Raw genomic sequence first — 15,107 nt, 5'->3', positions numbered from 1 at the left:
TTCCTCGCTTACACAGGCTTCTTGTTGAGAATCACGCCGTTAGTGGTGTAGCCCATGCGGTCAAGTGCCTCGAGTGCAGCGGCCCCCTCGGCTTCCTTCTTTGAGGAGCCGGAGCCGCGACCCTGGCGAATACCATCGATCAACACCACGGCGGTAAAGGTGGGCGCATGCGCCGGGCCCTCGGAGCCAACGAGCTTATACGCCGGGGGTTCGTGACCGTCGGCTTGCACGCACTCCTGCAAGAACGACTTGGGGTTCGCAGGGTGCTCGGCACGCTCGGAAGCCAGGTGCGGCTTAAGCGTACGGTGGATGAACTCCGCCGCCGCATCCCAGCCGGCATCCAGGTACAGCGCGCCCACGAGCGACTCGTAGACGTTCTCGAGCGCCGAATGCAGGCCGCGCGCACCCGTACCGGTCTCGGAGGCACCAAAGATGATGATGTCGTCGATGCCCAGCTCGTTAGAAACCTCGGACAGCGTGGCGCCCGAGACAAGCGACACCTTCAGGCACGTGAGCTTGCCCTCGTCAAACTCCGGATAGGACTCAAACAGGGAGCGTGCGACCACGGCGCCCAAAATGGAATCGCCCAAGAACTCAAGGCGCTCATAGCTGGCAGAAACCGGCTGGCCCTCGACTGCCGAGGGATGCGTAAGCGCCGCGCGCAGCAGCACCTTATTATTGAACTCATGGCCCAGAATTTCCTGGGCGCGCGTAAGTCGTTCAGACAAAGCCAAGACCTAGGCCTCCCTGGCGTTTTCGATCGCGTCGACGGCGTCGGCGACAGAGTTGAGCGAAAGCAGAGTCTCGTCATCGATCTCGAGGTTGAACTCGTCCTCGATAGCCGTAACCAGCTGCAGGCGCTCGAGCGAGTTGGCATCGAGGTCGTCAAAGGTGGTCTCATCGCTAATTTTGGCAACATCGACGCCCAGAACGTCAGCAGCGACCTCGGCGATCTTGTCGAAGATTTCGGAGCGGTCCATAGCGCTTCCTCTCATAGTGCATGAATACCAAAAGAATGGTACCGCCCGGGCGGCACCAAGACACGGTTCTGATTCTACCCCACGACGCACGCCCCGAGGCGCATAACAGCGCTCTAACTCGCTCTTATAAAACGATACCGTCCATAGAGTTGGCGACATTCTCGACCAGCCCGGCGCGCACGGCTTCGGCCGCCGCGAGCGTACCGTTTTTGACAGCTTCGACCGACGTGGCGCCGTGGCCAATCAGAACCACGCCGCGCAGGCCCAAAAGAATCGCGCCGCCCTTGGCGTCGCCAGAGAGCTTGGCCTTGATCTCGCGCATCTGCTTTTTAATAAGCAGCGCGGCGATCTTGGTGCCAAGTGAAGACATAAAGACGCCCTTGAGTTCCTGCAGCAAAAACTTAGCAGCGCCCTCAGTGGCCTTGAGCGCGATGTTGCCCGACATACCGTCGGCGACCACGACGTCAAAATTGCCCGACGTAAGATCGGTGCCCTCGCAGTTACCAACAAAGCCGGGAACGACGGCTTTCATGGCCGGGAAGCACGCCTTGGTAAAGTTGGAGCCCTTCTCGTCCTCGGTGCCGTTAGCAAGCAGGCCCACGCGGGGATGCTCAATGCCCAGGACGACGCGGGCATAGGCGCTACCCATCTGAGCAAAACGCACCATGTCATCGACCTCGACATCGGGGTTGGCGCCCATATCGCACAGCACCGTCAGACCGCCGGCGCGATTGGGCAGCGCATTGGTCAGACAGGGGCGCACCGGCTGCTTCTTGCCTTCGGCCTGATACCTAAACGGCGTCACATAGGCGGTGGCGGCGGCGGTCATGGCACCGGTCGAGCCGGCAGAGAAGAACGCGTCCGCATTTCCCTTCTTGATGGCACGGCACGACAACACGATCGAAGACTTGCGTTTGGTCATCACGGCGCGAATGGGATCGTCATCCATGGCGATAACGTCGGGTGCCTCAAGGGCCTCAACACGTGCATGGGAAGCTGCAAAGGGATTGACGATTTCGGCGGGGCCAGCTGCCAAGACCTCGATATCGGGATCGGCGGCAAGCGCAGCCTCGATACCATCGAGAACAACCTGAGGTTTCTCGTCTCCGCCCACAACGTCTACACAAACGCGAACGTTACTCATATACATGCTCCTTATACAAAAATGGCCGACTCATTGAGCCGGCCATTGTGGTTCCATTTGGAACGGCATCGCATCCAGAGTATACCGTTACTCGGTAACGATAACCTCGCGGTCCTTGTAGAAACCGCAGCTGGGGCACACGTGGTGCGGGAGCTTGACGGCGCCGCAACGGGGGCACGTGGACTGAGCCGCAGCCGAGATCTTCATGTTGGCGGAACGACGGGTGTGAGTGCGGATACGACCCTGCTTTTGTTTAGGTACGGGCATAGTGACCTTCCTTATGAACTATCCAGTGTGGCGATTACGCGCAAGTAGCGATACTACCACAGTTTTACTCGTCAAGCTTGAGATTCTTCAATGCTGCAAATGGATTTTCCGTGGCAGCGGCCCATTCGGCCTCCGTCTGGGCGGCGCAATCGCATTGCTCGACGTTGAGATTGCAACCGCAAGTGGGGCACAGACCGTGGCAATCGGGCTTGCAGAGCACCACAAACGGCGTGTCCATGACGACCGCGTCATTGATGGGCTCACCCAGATCGACGATGCGGTCCTCACCCAGGAGCTCGTAGCCGTCCTCGTAGGCCTCGGGGTCCTCGGGCTCCTCAAAGAGGTAGAACTCCTCGATCTCGCCGGCGATATCAAACGAAGCGGGCTCCAGGCAACGGTCGCACTCGCCGGTGGCGTGCGCGCGGACCATACCCGTGAGCAAGACACCGGTACCGGCGTTGGTAAAGACAACGTCGTAGTCGATGCCGTCCTGTAGCTGGTACTCCTTCTCGCCCACCGTGTAGGTGGCGACATTGACCTTACCGGTCAGCGGATACGAATCTCCAGGGAACTCGAGCTGCTCAGATAGATCGACGGTAACGCTCGGGAACTCAGCCATTACCACTGACCATTCTGTTGGGCGGCACCCTCGTTAAGCTGCTGACGGCAACGAGTAACGGTGCCGGTCAGGCTCTTGAGGTTCTCCTCCAGGTGCGTAAAGACCTGCTCTGCGTAGTCCTCGGCAGCATAACGCGTCTCGCGCTCGTACTGCTGGGCACGATCACGGATGTCGTCGGCCTGCTGCTGCGCTAAGCGGACGATCTCCTGCTCACCGGCAATGGTAAGAGCCTGCTGCTGAGCGTCGGCGATGATGGAATCGGCCTGAGCGGCAGCGGAAGCCATAAGCTCCTCGCGCTCCTTAAGGATACGGCGGGACTTCTGCCACTCCTCGGGATAGCTCATGCGGATCTCGTCGAGGATGTTGAAGAACACGTCGGCGTCGATGACCTTGAACTGAGCGTTCTTGCCGAAAGGCGGCTTGGCTTCCTCGATCAGCCCTTCGAGCTCATCGACCAAGCTGACGATCCTATCGCCAGGAAAATTCTCGCCCGGCATCCGGTCTCCTTTCATAGGTAACATATCATCGTGCTAGTTTACCACATGCCACCAGGCAATAAGAAACGTCACGAAAAGCGAAGTCTGAGCGCTTCGACCACGTTGGGCGGGACAAACGTCGATACATCGCTGCCGAGTGAGGCGATCTGGCGAACGACCGAGCTCGAGATATAGCCGTACTGCGGCGCACTCATGACAAAGATGGACTCCAGCTCGTTATCCAAGCGATAGTTGAGATCTGCCTGCTGCAGCTCGTACTCAAAGTCGGTCATGGCGCGCAAGCCCTTGACCACGGCCCCCGCCCCCTGCTCACGAGCGAAGTCGACCAAGAGGCCGGTGAAGGGCAGGACCTCGACGCCGTCGATATCGCCGAGCGCCTCGCGGGCCAGCGCCACGCGCTCATCGAGCATAAACGTCGTGCCCACACCGTTTTTACCCTGCGACTCGGCAACAGCGACGATCACGCTGGGAAAGATGCGGCGGGCGCGGCGGATTACATCGATATGGCCAAACGTAATGGGGTCGAAGGTGCCCGGAACGATGACGCGGTTAATGGTGTCACTCATGGGCGTCCTCCTGAAACGTCGTGGCATCGTTGTTGTCAGCATCGGTGCCGGCGTTATCACCCTCACCATCGTCATCGCCGACCCAACGAAGCAGATCGACCGAGGTGATGCCATAACGCTTCTCACGCACGGTCTCAAAACCTGCCGGATGCGCGCCCGCATCGGCAGCGGCATGCTCAAACAGGGCATAAGCACCAGATGCAAGCAGACCCTGCTGAGCCAGGTTCTGCAGCAGCTCCTCGACCGGCTCGGCACCAAAAGCATATGGTGGGTCGAGCAGGACCAGATCAAAGGGGCCGCCCGGCACACGACCGCGCGAAGCACTCGCCAGCATGTCGCCCGCTACCACGCGCCAACGCGCACGGTCACAGCAGAGCGACTCGATATTCTTGGTAATGAGCCGCGCGGCGTTGCGATCGATCTCAAACGTCGTGAGCGAGCGGGCCCCACGAGAGAGCATCTCTAACCCAAAGGCACCGGAGCCGCCAAAGGCGTCCAGCACACGGACCTCGTCCAAATCGAAGTCGAATGCCGACATGACCATAGATGCGCACGCCTCGCGTACGCGATCAGTCGTGGGGCGGGTGACATCGCGACCACGGGGCTCCTCGATCTTACGACCGCGCCATTCGCCGCCGATGATTCTCATCCTCCGCTGACCTCCTTAAAAATGTGTCGATATCGCATGGCGACCGCATCGCGCAGGGGGCGCGTCGCCACGGAGTCAAGGGTGCAAGCATACCGCAAGAGCTCGACCGCGTCCAAATGGGCCCACTCAATCAGCTCCTCGTCGGCATCCAGGTCGACAAAGCGCAGGGTCACACCGCCATGTTGGCGGTACCCCAGGATCTCGCCCTCGTGGCGCAGACGCAGGTCCATCTGGGCGAGCGTAAAGCCATCCGAGGTCTTCTCGAGCGATTGTAGGCGATCTTGTGCTGCCGACGCGCCGCCGTTGCCCTTGGAGTGCGTCATGACCAGGCACGTGCCCGACACGCTGCCACGGCCCACGCGACCGCGCAGCTGGTGCAAGGCAGCCAAACCAAAGCGCTCGCCGTTCTCGATAACCATGACGGTGGCATTGGGCACGTCGACGCCCACCTCGACCACCGTAGTCGAGACGAGCACGTCGATCTCGCCACGCTTGAAGGCATCGATGACCCGATCCTTCTCCCCCGCCGGCATGCGGCCGTGAAGGCGCTCGACGGTAAGCCCAGGCAACGCAAGACGCAGTCGGTCGAGCTCGGTTGCCGTATCGTGCAGCGGCACGGGGACCGTCACGCGGCCCTCGTCGTCGCGGGCGATACCGGGCACGTCCTCCAGCTCATCGGCCGAGTCACTCGGCTCCACGAGCGGGCAGATCACGTAAGCCTGCTGACCCTTTTCATGCGCCTCACGGATAGCGCCATAGGCGAGGTCACGGCTCGAATCGGTCAGCACGCGTGTCGTCACGCCAGCGCCAGGGACGGGCCGATGGCGGATGATGCTCGTGTCCAGATCGCCATAGACCGAAAGCGCCAGCGTACGCGGGATGGGCGTTGCCGTCATAACGAGCAGATCGGCACCGGGGCCCTTCGCGCGCAGGGCGTTGCGTTGGCCGACGCCAAACCGGTGCTGCTCATCGATGACCACGAGCGACAGGTGCTTGAACGCAACGTTATCCGAAAGCACCGCGTGGGTGCCAAAGAGCACGTCAAGCTCGCCCGATTCCAGCTGTGCATGGATGCGCTCGCGCTCTGCGGTCGGCGTGGCACCCGTTAGAAGCGCCCAGGACATGCCGGCCTGCGAGAGCAGAGGGCCAGTCTTATCGGCATATTGGCGCGCCAGCACGCCCGTGGGCGCCATAACGCAGGCCTGGGTGCCCGAATCGGCCGCGACAGCCAGTGCGCAGGCGGCGACGGCGGTCTTACCGGTACCGACATCACCCAGCAGCAGGCGGTTCATCACGCGCCCGCCATCACACATATCGCGCAGGATATCCTGGAACGCGGCCTGCTGCTCGTCGCTCAGCGAAAACGGCAGGGCCTGCTTGAGCGCGGCCAGGTGATCGCCCGCGGTATGGGCATAGGGCACCACATCGACCAGGCCGCCGTCGTTGCGCAGGCGCAGCGCCAGCTGCAGGTAGAGGCACTCCTCGTAGGCAAGCCGTGCGCGCGCGATATCGCGCTCAGCCATGCTCGAGGGAAAGTGGATCGAGTGCAAAGCACGGGCATTGCTCATGAGCTTCCGCTTTGCGCGCAGCGGTGCCGGAATGGGATCAAAGGGATTGCCGACAACCTCGAGCGCGCCGCTTACAATGCGGCGCATCCATGCCTGGCTCACCCCATCGCTCACATAATGGACCGGCAGGATCGTGCCCGCGGCACGCCCGTCCTCGAGCTTTTCGAAATGCGGAGAGGCCATCTGCTTAAAACCATAGGCAAACTCGACCTTGCCCATCACGGCCAGGCGGTCGCCCTGCTTAAGCTGCTGGGCAATCCAGGGCTGGCGGAAAAAGGCGACCTGCAGCACGCCCGTCTCGTCAACGAGCGAGACCTCGGTCACCTGCATGCGCGGACGCGGCTGCTTTTGGACGATACGGTCAACCGTGGCGATGATGGTGCACACGGTACCGATGGGCGCCATCTCGATGGACCACGAGCGGGTAAAGTCGAGGTATCGATGAGGGATATGGAGAAGGAGGTCCCCCACCGTCCGAATTCCCAGACGGCGAAGGGCCTCCTCACGTTTACCCGAAACATATTTGAGTCGAGCGATATCCTCGTCGAGCGCATTGCTCTGGGCAAAGCGCTCCGAGACGCGCGGCACGGAGCACAGCTCGGACATGGGCAGTTGCCTACTCGATCGAGAAGATCACGGGATAGAGCGGCTGCTCGCCACGATGGGCGTCAATCTCCAGATCGGGCTGAGCCTCCTCAATGGCGTCGACGATCTCCTGGAAGGCTTCATCGGACAGCTCCTCGCCGGCCAGAATCGTCAGCGCGTCACCCTCCTCTTCCTCCTGCATGCGGTTGATGCAATCGAGCGTGACCTGCTTCACATCGGAGCCGACCACGTCAATGGAACCGGCAATGATACCCATAACGTCACCGGAGTGAATCGGCGAGCCGTCGGAGGCGCTGGAGTCGCGCACAGCGCGGGTGACCTCGCCATCGCGGACTTCGCTGATGGCGTCGACCATAGCGGCGACGGCTTCCTCGAGCTCGGAATCGGGCAGGACCGCGAACAGCGCGGAGAAGGCCTGCGGAACGGTCTTGGTGGGAACGACGGCAACCTTCTTGTCGGTGCAGGCAGAAGCGGCAGCCTCGGCGGCCATGCGGATGTTACCGTTATTGGGCAGGATGATGACCGAGGTCGCGTTGACCTGGTCGACGGCGCCCAGCAGGTCTGCAGTCGAGGGGTTCATGGTCTGACCACCCGACACGATCACGTCGACGCCGAGGGACTTGAGGATATCGGCCTCGCCGGAACCGGCGGCAACAGCGACAAAGCCCAGCGCCTTGGCGGGCTCGGCGGCCTTCTCCTGGTCCTCATGGATCTTGGCGGTACGGTCGTGGGCCTCCATCTCCATGTTGTGGATAAAGACCTCATAGATCTGACCAAGCTGCAGCATGTGCTCGAGCACCAAGTTGGGGGTGTTGGAGTGCACGTGAATCTTGTAATCGGGGTAAGCACCCACGAGCAGCTCGCAGTCACCCATGGAGCCCAGGAACTTAAGGCATTCGTCCTCGTCAAAGGGAGCGTCGGCCTTAAAGAGGAACTCGTTGCAGTAGCGGAATTCCGAGCCCTCCCAGTCGTCGTTGGCCTCGATCTCAACGCGGTCGAGGGCCGCGTCGCGGGCAGAGCCAGCGGAGTCAAACATGGTGGAGAAATCCTCGACAACGGTGCTGCGACCAAGCGCGGCGGCAACAAAGTTCTCAAGGAAGATGGCAAATCCAAAGGCGCCGGAGTCGACCACGCCGTTCTCCTTCAGAACAGGCAGCAGGTCGGGCGTACGGGCGACGGACTGATAGGCCTCGACAACGATAGCGTCGAGCGCGTCCTCGGCCGAGAACTTCTTCTTCTCGCACTCGTCTGCCTTGGTCGAGACGTCGCGCAGCACCGTGAGGATCGTACCCTCGATGGGCTTACGCACTGCCTGGAAGGCAACCTTGACGGCTCGGCGGAAGGCATAGGCGATGTTGGCGGACGTGATGGGCTCATCGGCAGAGACAAGGCCCTCGGCCACACCACGCAGAATCTGCGAGGTGATGACGCCGGAGTTGCCACGGGCACCCATCAGGGAGCCGTGAGTGATGGCGCCGGCGATGGCCTCCATGTCGGCGTCAGCAGGAAGGGCGGAAAGCTCCTTGGTCACCGAGGCGAGTGTGAGCGACATGTTGGTACCGGTGTCGCCGTCGGGTACGGGGAAGACGTTGAGCTTGTTGATCTCCTCGGCCTTGTCGGAAACAGCAGCCGCAGCGATCGGAAAACAGGTGCGAATGGTCTTTGCAATCATGGGTATTTGAATCTCCGTTTTCGGATGCTAGTTCAGACGGCTCTTGAGCGCGTCGATGTGAATGCCGATCTTAAGGCTGGCGGGATCGATCTGGGCGACCTCCTGCAGAGTGAAGGCAACGGAGCTCGAAAGATTGTGGCAGACGGACTTCATGTTGACGCCGTTCTCGAGCACGACGTGAAGGTCGACCGTGAGGCCGTTCTCGTCGGCGGAGACAAGCACGCCCTTGCGGAGGCGCTGACCGGCAAGCAGGCGCACGCTCTCGGCGCCCTGGAGCTGCTCGGCCATACCGACAACGCCATAGCACGTCATCGCGGCATAACCGGCAATATCGGCAATGACGTCGTTCGAGACGCTCAGGCTGCCGTTAATGGTCTCAGACACAAGAATCTCCTTATCTGGTGCTCGCGGCACCATCTCGTGGGAGCAATCATTGCAATATTCTACAACGAGCGCGCCATGTTGAGGTGGTGGGTCGCGGGATTACATCCTCGACACGAAATGTTGATATGGTAACGTTCGCGCCAGGCGATCGCGGTATGAAAAAACCCGCCGCATAAGCGACGGGTTTTACAACCTGGCTCCCCGGGTAGGACTCGAACCTACAACAGCGCGGTTAACAGCCGCGTGCTCTACCATTGAGCTACCGAGGAATTTAAAAGCCCAGCGGAATGGGCTGAAAAATTCTGGCTCCCCGGGTAGGACTCGAACCTACAACAGCGCGGTTAACAGCCGCGTGCTCTACCATTGAGCTACCGAGGAATTTAAAAGCCCAGCGGAATGGGCTGAAAAATTCTGGCTCCCCGGGTAGGACTCGAACCTACAACAGCGCGGTTAACAGCCGCGTGCTCTACCATTGAGCTACCGAGGAATAGGAGCGTGCTCTCAAGCAACGAAGTTTATTATACGGACGAATCAGCTCAGGGCAAGAACTTTTTTAAGAAATTTTCCGACCCAACCGTTGCGGCAAGGAGTGTCCCAAAGTGCCGGCAAAAAAGGAACGTCCCTAACTGCCGAAACGGAAACGCCGTGACTACTAAGACTCAATGTAGTCCTTGAGCTTGCTCGAGCGGCTCGGATGGCGGAGCTTGGCCAGGGTCTTGGACTCGATCTGGCGGATACGCTCGCGCGTGACGCCAAACTCGCGGCCGACTTCCTCGAGCGTGCGGGGATGTCCGTCGACAAGGCCAAAGCGCAGCTCGATAACCTTGCGCTCACGATCGGCAAGCGAATCGAGCACCTGGGTGAGCTGCTCCTGCAGCATGGAGAAGCTGGCCGCATCGGGCGGAACGATGGCCTGGGAGTCCTCGATGAAGTCGCCCAGCTGGGAATCCTCTTCCTCGCCGATGGGAGTCTCGAGCGACACGGGCTCCTGCGAAATCTTCTGGATCTCGCGGACGCGGTCGGCACTCATGTCCATCTCGGCACCGATCTCCTCGGGGGTCGGGTCGCGACCCAGGTCCTGGAGAAGCTGCCGCTGCACGCGGACGAGTTTGTTGATGGTCTCGACCATGTGCACGGGAATACGGATGGTACGGGCCTGGTCGGCGATAGCGCGCGTGATGGCCTGACGGATCCACCACGTGGCGTACGTGGAGAACTTAAAACCCTTCTGGTAGTCGAACTTCTCGACGGCGCGGATCAGACCGAGGTTGCCCTCCTGGATCAGGTCCAGGAACAGCATGCCGCGACCGACATAGCGCTTGGCGATGGAGACGACCAAACGCAGGTTTGCGCTGATGAGTGCCTGCTTGGCTTCTAGGCCCACGTTCTCAATGCGCGTAAGACGACGCATCTCGGCACGCGTGAGCTCAAGCTCGCCCGCCTCGGCAGCCTCGAGCTTCTCGGTGGCCTCGAGACCGGCCTCGATCTTCATGGCCAGATCGACTTCTTCGGAGGCGGTCAGCAGGTCGACCTTGCCGATCTCCTTGAGGTACATACGAACCGGATCGCCAGTCAGCATCACCGTGGAGGCATCGATGCCACGCACGCGGGAGCGTGAACGGGACGTGCGCACGGTGCGCTTCTTCTTGCTCTTGGAAGAACCCATCTCGGCGTCGGCCTGACGGGCCATCTTGAGCTCATGATCGTCGAGCGAGCCGGAATCGTGCTCGTCGTCGTCATCGAAATCGTCGGTATCGGTATCGTTATCGTCATCGTCGACGTCCATGGGGGCGTCGTCGTTACCGCTCGCGGAGATAATCTGGATGCCGCTGTTGCGCAGCGCGGAATACACCGCGGTGAGCTGCTCGTCAGAAACATCGATATCCTTCAGGGCGACCTGAATCTCGTCCTCGGTTACCGAAGTCCTGTTTGAGCCGTTGCCCATGAGCTTTGCAACGCAGGATTCCAGCCCAGTACCCGTGCTCTCAGTCTTTTTTGGCACAGATTCTCCCTTCATAGTCCACAGGACTCAATACTTTAGCACACACATAGACGTCTATACCCAAAAAGAGAACTGGATATAGGCGAGAATACGCTGGTTGACCACAACATCTAGGCCTGTTCGGTGCCCGCGGTCTCCAAACCGATCAAACGGAACGGGTCCGCCACGCCGCCGATAGACTTTTGCAGCTCGCGTTGACGCTGCGAATCCTGCGCGGCCTGCACGGTCAGCGCGCGGCGGGCCTCATCATCGAGCGATCGATCCTGGCGCAGCTTGGCCTGTGCGGCACGCATGCGGCGCTTAATGGTGTAGAGCTCGAGCGTATCGAGCATGAACACGATGTTCGTCTCGGTAGGGTGTTTGCTCGTCGCGGAGATGCGCCCGGCACTCACAAGCGTTGCCGCCTCGGGACACACCGAGCGCGCCGCATCCATGCAGGTCGCAGGATCGGTACCCGGCGGCGTTGCCAGCACGGCCCACACGATGGACTCGTGGCGCGGGTCGACCCACTCGATGGAGCAGATGCGGTCAGCATACGTGCGGAACAGGTCGGGGTAGCTCGTGAGCATGGTCAGCAGCTCGCGCTCCCCTGCCAAGGACTTGCGCTCTAGATCGGTCAAAACCATAGGGAACGAGGCGTCTACCGGAGCACCGGCGGGCGCAGAGCCCATACCATCAGGCACGTCGATCGGCGGCAGGTCGTCGACGACCTCCACAGGAGCGGCACCGTAAGCATCGAGCGGGACATAGTCGTACGGCTCTTCCTCGACCGGCGCCGCTACTGCCGGCGTCGCGCCCGACGCCCAAGCACCACGAGATGTCCCTTGCAAACCAGACGACCGACCGCCCGCGCTACCAGATCGCTCGGCTTGCGCCCGCTGGCGTTCATAATTCTGCTCACGACGTCGTTCCGCATCTTCGCGCTTGGCGACATCGCGAAACACGCGACCCGAACTCGCGCGCACCGTCTCCAAATCCAAACCCAGCAGATCGGCAATCTGGATAAAGTACGTGTCGATCATATAGCTATCGCGCAGCGGATAGATAAGCGTCAGCGCATCTTCCAGCGCCTTGGCGCGACCGCCCGGCGTGGTGATGTCGCTCGCTTCCTGCAGCGAACGGTACACGAAGTCCATGAGCGGCTCGGCGGCGTCGATGCGCGCCTGCAGCTCCTTTCCGCCGTGCGCCGTGATGAACTCCATGGGATCGTTGCCGTCGGGCAGCACCACGCAGCGCAGGTCCATCGAATCCTGCTCGATAAACTGTATCGCGCGACGGGCGGCCTTCTGGCCCGCGGCATCGCCGTCAAACATATACACGATGCGCTTGGCAAAGCGGGTGAGCGTCTTGACGTGATGCTCCGTGAGCGCAGTGCCCAGCGTGGCGACGACGTTTTTAATCCCCGCCTCCCAACAGGCGATGCAGTCGGTATAGCCCTCTACCACGATAGCGGTATCCTGCGCGACGATAAACTCCTTGGCCCAATTAAAGCCGTAGAGGTTTCGCTTTTTATGAAACACGCTCGTCTCGGCGGTGTTGAGGTACTTAGGTTGGCCGTCTCCCATGATGCGACCGCCAAAGGCGATGTTATGCCCCTGCTCATCAAAAATGGGAAACATCACGCGGTCGTAGAAGCGGTCGGCAAGCTGCCCGCGCCCGCGACTCACAGCCACGTTGGCGTCGATCATCTCCTGCGGAGTAAAGCCCGCCTGCGACAGATGAGCCACCAGCATGTTACGACCCGGTGCAAAGCCCAGGCAGTAGCGGCGGCAGACGTCGCCACCCATGCCGCGGCTGGCGAAGTACTCACGCGGACGGCCGTCCTTACCGCGCATGAGCATGGTGTGGTAGAACTGGGCGGTCTGGGCGCACAGATCGTAGATTCGGGCACGCTTAGTACCGCGCTCGCGGCGGTCTCCGGTATCGTGCAGCTCAATACCCGCGCGATCGGCTAAATAACGGATTGACTCGGGAAAGCTCAGGTTCTCGCGCTTCATGATATAGGTGAAGACGTCGCCGCCCTCGCCACATCCAAAGCAGTGCCACACCTGCGTGGCAGGGATAATGTGAAACGACGGGGTCTTTTCGCCATGGAAGGGGCAGCAGCCCCAAAACTCATGGCCGCGGGGCTTGAGCTCAACCGTTTCCTGCACGATGGCTACCAGATCGGACGCAGCGCGGACCTGGTCTTTCTCCTCATCGCTAATCACGGATACTCACCCCCTGCTCACCCAAGTTATGACGGATATCATCGATATTACCCTCGACGGTCGCGATCAACTCGTCCAGGGAATCGAACACGCGTGACGGACGCAGCCAGCGCGTAAACGCCAGCGAAACGGAAGCGCCGTACAGGTCGCCCATATACCCAATTAAGTTGGCTTCGAGATGCGCAGATGCCGCATCGTCGGCATACGTTGGCGGCAGGCCGACGTTGACAGCAGCGGGCCACACGGTGTCATCGACCAGCACCAGACCCTCATACACGCCATCGGCAGGCACCTGAATGCCGCTGGGAACCTGCAGGTTTGCCGTGGGAAAGCCCATGCCAGAACCCTCGTGACGACCGCGAATAACACCGCCACGCACCATATACGGGCGGCCGAGTAACCCAGCAGCAAGCCCCACATGGCCCTGTCCCAGCTCGTGACGAATGCGGGTGGCGCAAATGGCCTCACCGCCCTCGCAAAGCAGGTCGTGACCATACACATCAACGCCGCGCTCGGAACCCCAGACGCGCATCTCGGCAACACCAGAAGCACCGCCGCGACCCAGCCTAAAGTCGCTGCCAACGCGAATCGAACGAATGTCGACCACGCGTGACAACAGTGCGAGAAAACCGACATGGTCGAGTGCCGCAACCTCAGGCGTAAAGGGAACGGCCACCACTGCATCGACCCCGGTTTGAGCCAAGGCATGCAGACGGTCGGCCGTCGTCATCAATTTTTGAGCGGGTGAAGGGCTCACGACAACGTCCGGGTCGGGATCGAAGGTAACTACGACCGCCTTGCAGCCATGGGCACGGGCATCACGGACGAGCGCCGCAACAAGCTCCTGGTGTCCACGGTGCACACCATCAAACACGCCGATGGCGATGGAGGCAGCACCCAAGTGCTCGCACTCATCAAACACATCGGCAGTAACGATGCGAGCCTCGTCCGACTCGCCCGCGAAAAAGATACGCGCGAGCTCGCGAGCGGAAAACATCATCGAACACCGCCGATTGCCTGCGGAAACACGTGATCCATGACAAAGCGGCCACTCTCAATGCGGGCGAGCGCCTTGAGCCCGCCATCGAGCACCAGCGCGAACGGCGCCTTCGAGGAATCGAAATCGGCAAGCGCACGCTCAACGGGAATGCGTCGGCCGCAGAGCAGGTCGTCGGCAAGATTGCCCGGCAAGTCAACACGCGTGGCGCCCAGGGCCGCAATGGGATCAAGGGCAAAGCCAGCCGCGGACTCGGGAGAAAGCTCCTCGACCGCATGACAAGCGCCAATGGAAACAACACCGGAGGCCGTGCGGCGCAACGCGGAAATGTGCGCGGCGCTCTCACAGGCGCGGCCCAAGTCGCGAGCGAGTGCACGGATATAGGTACCCTTGCTCACCGAGAACGCCACGGTCCACACACATGTATCACCTTCACCGCCCACGGCGATCAGGTCGGCGGCATAGACCTCGACAGGGCGCGGAGGTAGGTCCACCGCATTGCCCTCTCGAGCAGACTTGTAGGCGCGAACGCCATTTACCGAGATAGCCGAAAAAGCCGGCGGCACCTGCATCTGCGGGCCCAAGATGGCGGCCAAGCGCTCGCGGGCATAGGCCGGATCGCGCAGCTCGGGTGCAACGGGCACCGTGCGGACCGCCTCGCCCTCCGCATCATCGGTATTGGTCTCGGCGCCAAACGAGATGTCGGCGACGTAGCTTTTGGTATCGAGCGTGAGCATGCCCAGCAGACGGGTGGCCTGGCCCACACCCACCACCATGACACCCGATGCCATGGGGTCGAGCGTGCCGGCATGGCCGACGCGCCGCTCATGGAGGGCACGCCGGCATTGCGAAACCACATCGTGGGACGTGCAGCCCACCGGCTTATCGACAGCAAGCAGCATATTCAGTTGAGAAGGTGTACGACGAGCCATGTACCATCCAAAAA

15 protein-coding genes and 3 tRNA genes are annotated in these 15,107 nt (G+C 61.1%); all 18 read right to left on the bottom strand.

The genetic code is table 11. From position 1 onward, the window contains the following. Positions 1–8: 8 nt before the first annotated feature. Positions 9–734 carry a ribonuclease III gene (gene rnc, locus DXD49_RS03845; protein WP_117794252.1) on the bottom strand — a complete coding sequence of 242 codons (726 nt, stop codon included), beginning with the start codon at positions 732–734 and terminating at the stop codon, positions 9–11. Between the two features lie 3 nt (positions 735–737). Then, entirely contained in the window at positions 738–980 is a 243-nt protein-coding gene (locus tag DXD49_RS03840) for an acyl carrier protein (RefSeq protein WP_117794251.1), read from the bottom strand. A gap of 124 nt (positions 981–1,104) precedes the next feature. Further along, the gene (gene plsX, locus DXD49_RS03835; protein ID WP_117762909.1) at positions 1,105–2,124 is read right to left on the bottom strand and encodes a phosphate acyltransferase PlsX; all 1,020 of its coding nucleotides are present in this window, start codon (positions 2,122–2,124) and stop codon (positions 1,105–1,107) included. Positions 2,125–2,211: 87 nt separating this feature from the next. Continuing rightward, a complete protein-coding gene (gene rpmF, locus DXD49_RS03830) occupies positions 2,212–2,391 on the bottom strand; it encodes a 50S ribosomal protein L32 (RefSeq protein ID WP_022094017.1) in 180 nt (59 codons plus the stop codon). A gap of 64 nt (positions 2,392–2,455) precedes the next feature. Continuing rightward, complete coding sequence (locus DXD49_RS03825) at positions 2,456–3,010, bottom strand: DUF177 domain-containing protein (protein ID WP_117794250.1); 555 nt, start codon at positions 3,008–3,010, stop codon at positions 2,456–2,458. Continuing rightward, a complete protein-coding gene (locus DXD49_RS03820) occupies positions 3,010–3,507 on the bottom strand; it encodes an ATPase (RefSeq protein WP_040358176.1) in 498 nt (165 codons plus the stop codon). Before DXD49_RS03820 ends, DXD49_RS03825 begins: the two co-directional genes overlap by 1 nt. Positions 3,508–3,575: 68 nt before the next feature. After that, on the bottom strand, positions 3,576–4,073 hold the full coding sequence (gene coaD, locus DXD49_RS03815) for a pantetheine-phosphate adenylyltransferase (protein ID WP_117742816.1): 498 nt from the start codon (positions 4,071–4,073) through the stop codon (positions 3,576–3,578). After that, the gene (rsmD, locus tag DXD49_RS03810; RefSeq protein ID WP_117794249.1) at positions 4,066–4,722 is read right to left on the bottom strand and encodes a 16S rRNA (guanine(966)-N(2))-methyltransferase RsmD; all 657 of its coding nucleotides are present in this window, start codon (positions 4,720–4,722) and stop codon (positions 4,066–4,068) included. The genes coaD and rsmD overlap by 8 nt, the downstream gene beginning before the upstream one ends. Continuing rightward, positions 4,719–6,896: an ATP-dependent DNA helicase RecG gene (recG, locus tag DXD49_RS03805; RefSeq protein WP_117794248.1), complete on the bottom strand. Its 2,178-nt coding sequence runs from the start codon at positions 6,894–6,896 to the stop codon at positions 4,719–4,721. The genes rsmD and recG overlap by 4 nt, the downstream gene beginning before the upstream one ends. Positions 6,897–6,906: 10 nt before the next feature. Then, positions 6,907–8,568 carry a DAK2 domain-containing protein gene (locus DXD49_RS03800; protein ID WP_117794247.1) on the bottom strand — a complete coding sequence of 554 codons (1,662 nt, stop codon included), beginning with the start codon at positions 8,566–8,568 and terminating at the stop codon, positions 6,907–6,909. 27 nt (positions 8,569–8,595) lie between these two features. Next, positions 8,596–8,985 (bottom strand): Asp23/Gls24 family envelope stress response protein, encoded by a 390-nt coding sequence (locus DXD49_RS03795; RefSeq protein WP_195919456.1) that lies wholly within the window; start codon positions 8,983–8,985, stop codon positions 8,596–8,598. A 161-nt stretch (positions 8,986–9,146) separates the two neighbouring features. Beyond that, positions 9,147–9,221, bottom strand: a tRNA-Asn gene (locus DXD49_RS03790). Positions 9,222–9,255: 34 nt separating this feature from the next. After that, positions 9,256–9,330 (bottom strand) — tRNA-Asn (locus tag DXD49_RS03785). A 34-nt stretch (positions 9,331–9,364) separates the two neighbouring features. Further along, positions 9,365–9,439: transfer RNA gene (locus tag DXD49_RS03780), tRNA-Asn, on the bottom strand. A gap of 165 nt (positions 9,440–9,604) precedes the next feature. Next, positions 9,605–10,954 carry an RNA polymerase sigma factor RpoD gene (gene rpoD / locus DXD49_RS03775; protein WP_117742812.1) on the bottom strand — a complete coding sequence of 450 codons (1,350 nt, stop codon included), beginning with the start codon at positions 10,952–10,954 and terminating at the stop codon, positions 9,605–9,607. A gap of 110 nt (positions 10,955–11,064) precedes the next feature. Beyond that, positions 11,065–13,164 carry a DNA primase gene (gene dnaG / locus DXD49_RS03770; RefSeq protein ID WP_117794246.1) on the bottom strand — a complete coding sequence of 700 codons (2,100 nt, stop codon included), beginning with the start codon at positions 13,162–13,164 and terminating at the stop codon, positions 11,065–11,067. Further along, positions 13,157–14,164 (bottom strand): riboflavin biosynthesis protein RibF, encoded by a 1,008-nt coding sequence (ribF, locus tag DXD49_RS03765; RefSeq protein ID WP_233541739.1) that lies wholly within the window; start codon positions 14,162–14,164, stop codon positions 13,157–13,159. Before ribF ends, dnaG begins: the two co-directional genes overlap by 8 nt. Continuing rightward, the gene (gene truB, locus DXD49_RS03760; protein WP_117794245.1) at positions 14,161–15,093 is read right to left on the bottom strand and encodes a tRNA pseudouridine(55) synthase TruB; all 933 of its coding nucleotides are present in this window, start codon (positions 15,091–15,093) and stop codon (positions 14,161–14,163) included. The genes ribF and truB overlap by 4 nt, the downstream gene beginning before the upstream one ends. Positions 15,094–15,107: the final 14 nt, after the last annotated feature.

It is taken from the genome of Collinsella sp. TM05-38 (genome assembly GCF_003466445.1).
Taxonomy (GTDB): Bacteria; Actinomycetota; Coriobacteriia; order Coriobacteriales; family Coriobacteriaceae; genus Collinsella.
Note: the sequence above shows the minus strand (reverse complement) of the source record. Positions and strands in the feature narration are given on the sequence as shown.

Coding starts and splice junctions, on each gene's coding strand:
- DXD49_RS03840 (WP_117794251.1), bottom strand. CDS start 980: ATGGACCGCTCCGAAATCTTCGACAAGATCGCCGAGGTCGCTGCTGAC.
- plsX (WP_117762909.1), bottom strand. CDS start 2,124: ATGAGTAACGTTCGCGTTTGTGTAGACGTTGTGGGCGGAGACGAGAAA.
- rpmF (WP_022094017.1), bottom strand. CDS start 2,391: ATGCCCGTACCTAAACAAAAGCAGGGTCGTATCCGCACTCACACCCGT.
- DXD49_RS03825 (WP_117794250.1), bottom strand. CDS start 3,010: ATGGCTGAGTTCCCGAGCGTTACCGTCGATCTATCTGAGCAGCTCGAG.
- DXD49_RS03820 (WP_040358176.1), bottom strand. CDS start 3,507: ATGCCGGGCGAGAATTTTCCTGGCGATAGGATCGTCAGCTTGGTCGAT.
- coaD (WP_117742816.1), bottom strand. CDS start 4,073: ATGAGTGACACCATTAACCGCGTCATCGTTCCGGGCACCTTCGACCCC.
- rsmD (WP_117794249.1), bottom strand. CDS start 4,722: ATGAGAATCATCGGCGGCGAATGGCGCGGTCGTAAGATCGAGGAGCCC.
- recG (WP_117794248.1), bottom strand. CDS start 6,896: ATGTCCGAGCTGTGCTCCGTGCCGCGCGTCTCGGAGCGCTTTGCCCAG.
- DXD49_RS03800 (WP_117794247.1), bottom strand. CDS start 8,568: ATGATTGCAAAGACCATTCGCACCTGTTTTCCGATCGCTGCGGCTGCT.
- DXD49_RS03795 (WP_195919456.1), bottom strand. CDS start 8,985: ATGGTGCCGCGAGCACCAGATAAGGAGATTCTTGTGTCTGAGACCATT.
- ribF (WP_233541739.1), bottom strand. CDS start 14,164: ATGATGTTTTCCGCTCGCGAGCTCGCGCGTATCTTTTTCGCGGGCGAG.
- truB (WP_117794245.1), bottom strand. CDS start 15,093: ATGGCTCGTCGTACACCTTCTCAACTGAATATGCTGCTTGCTGTCGAT.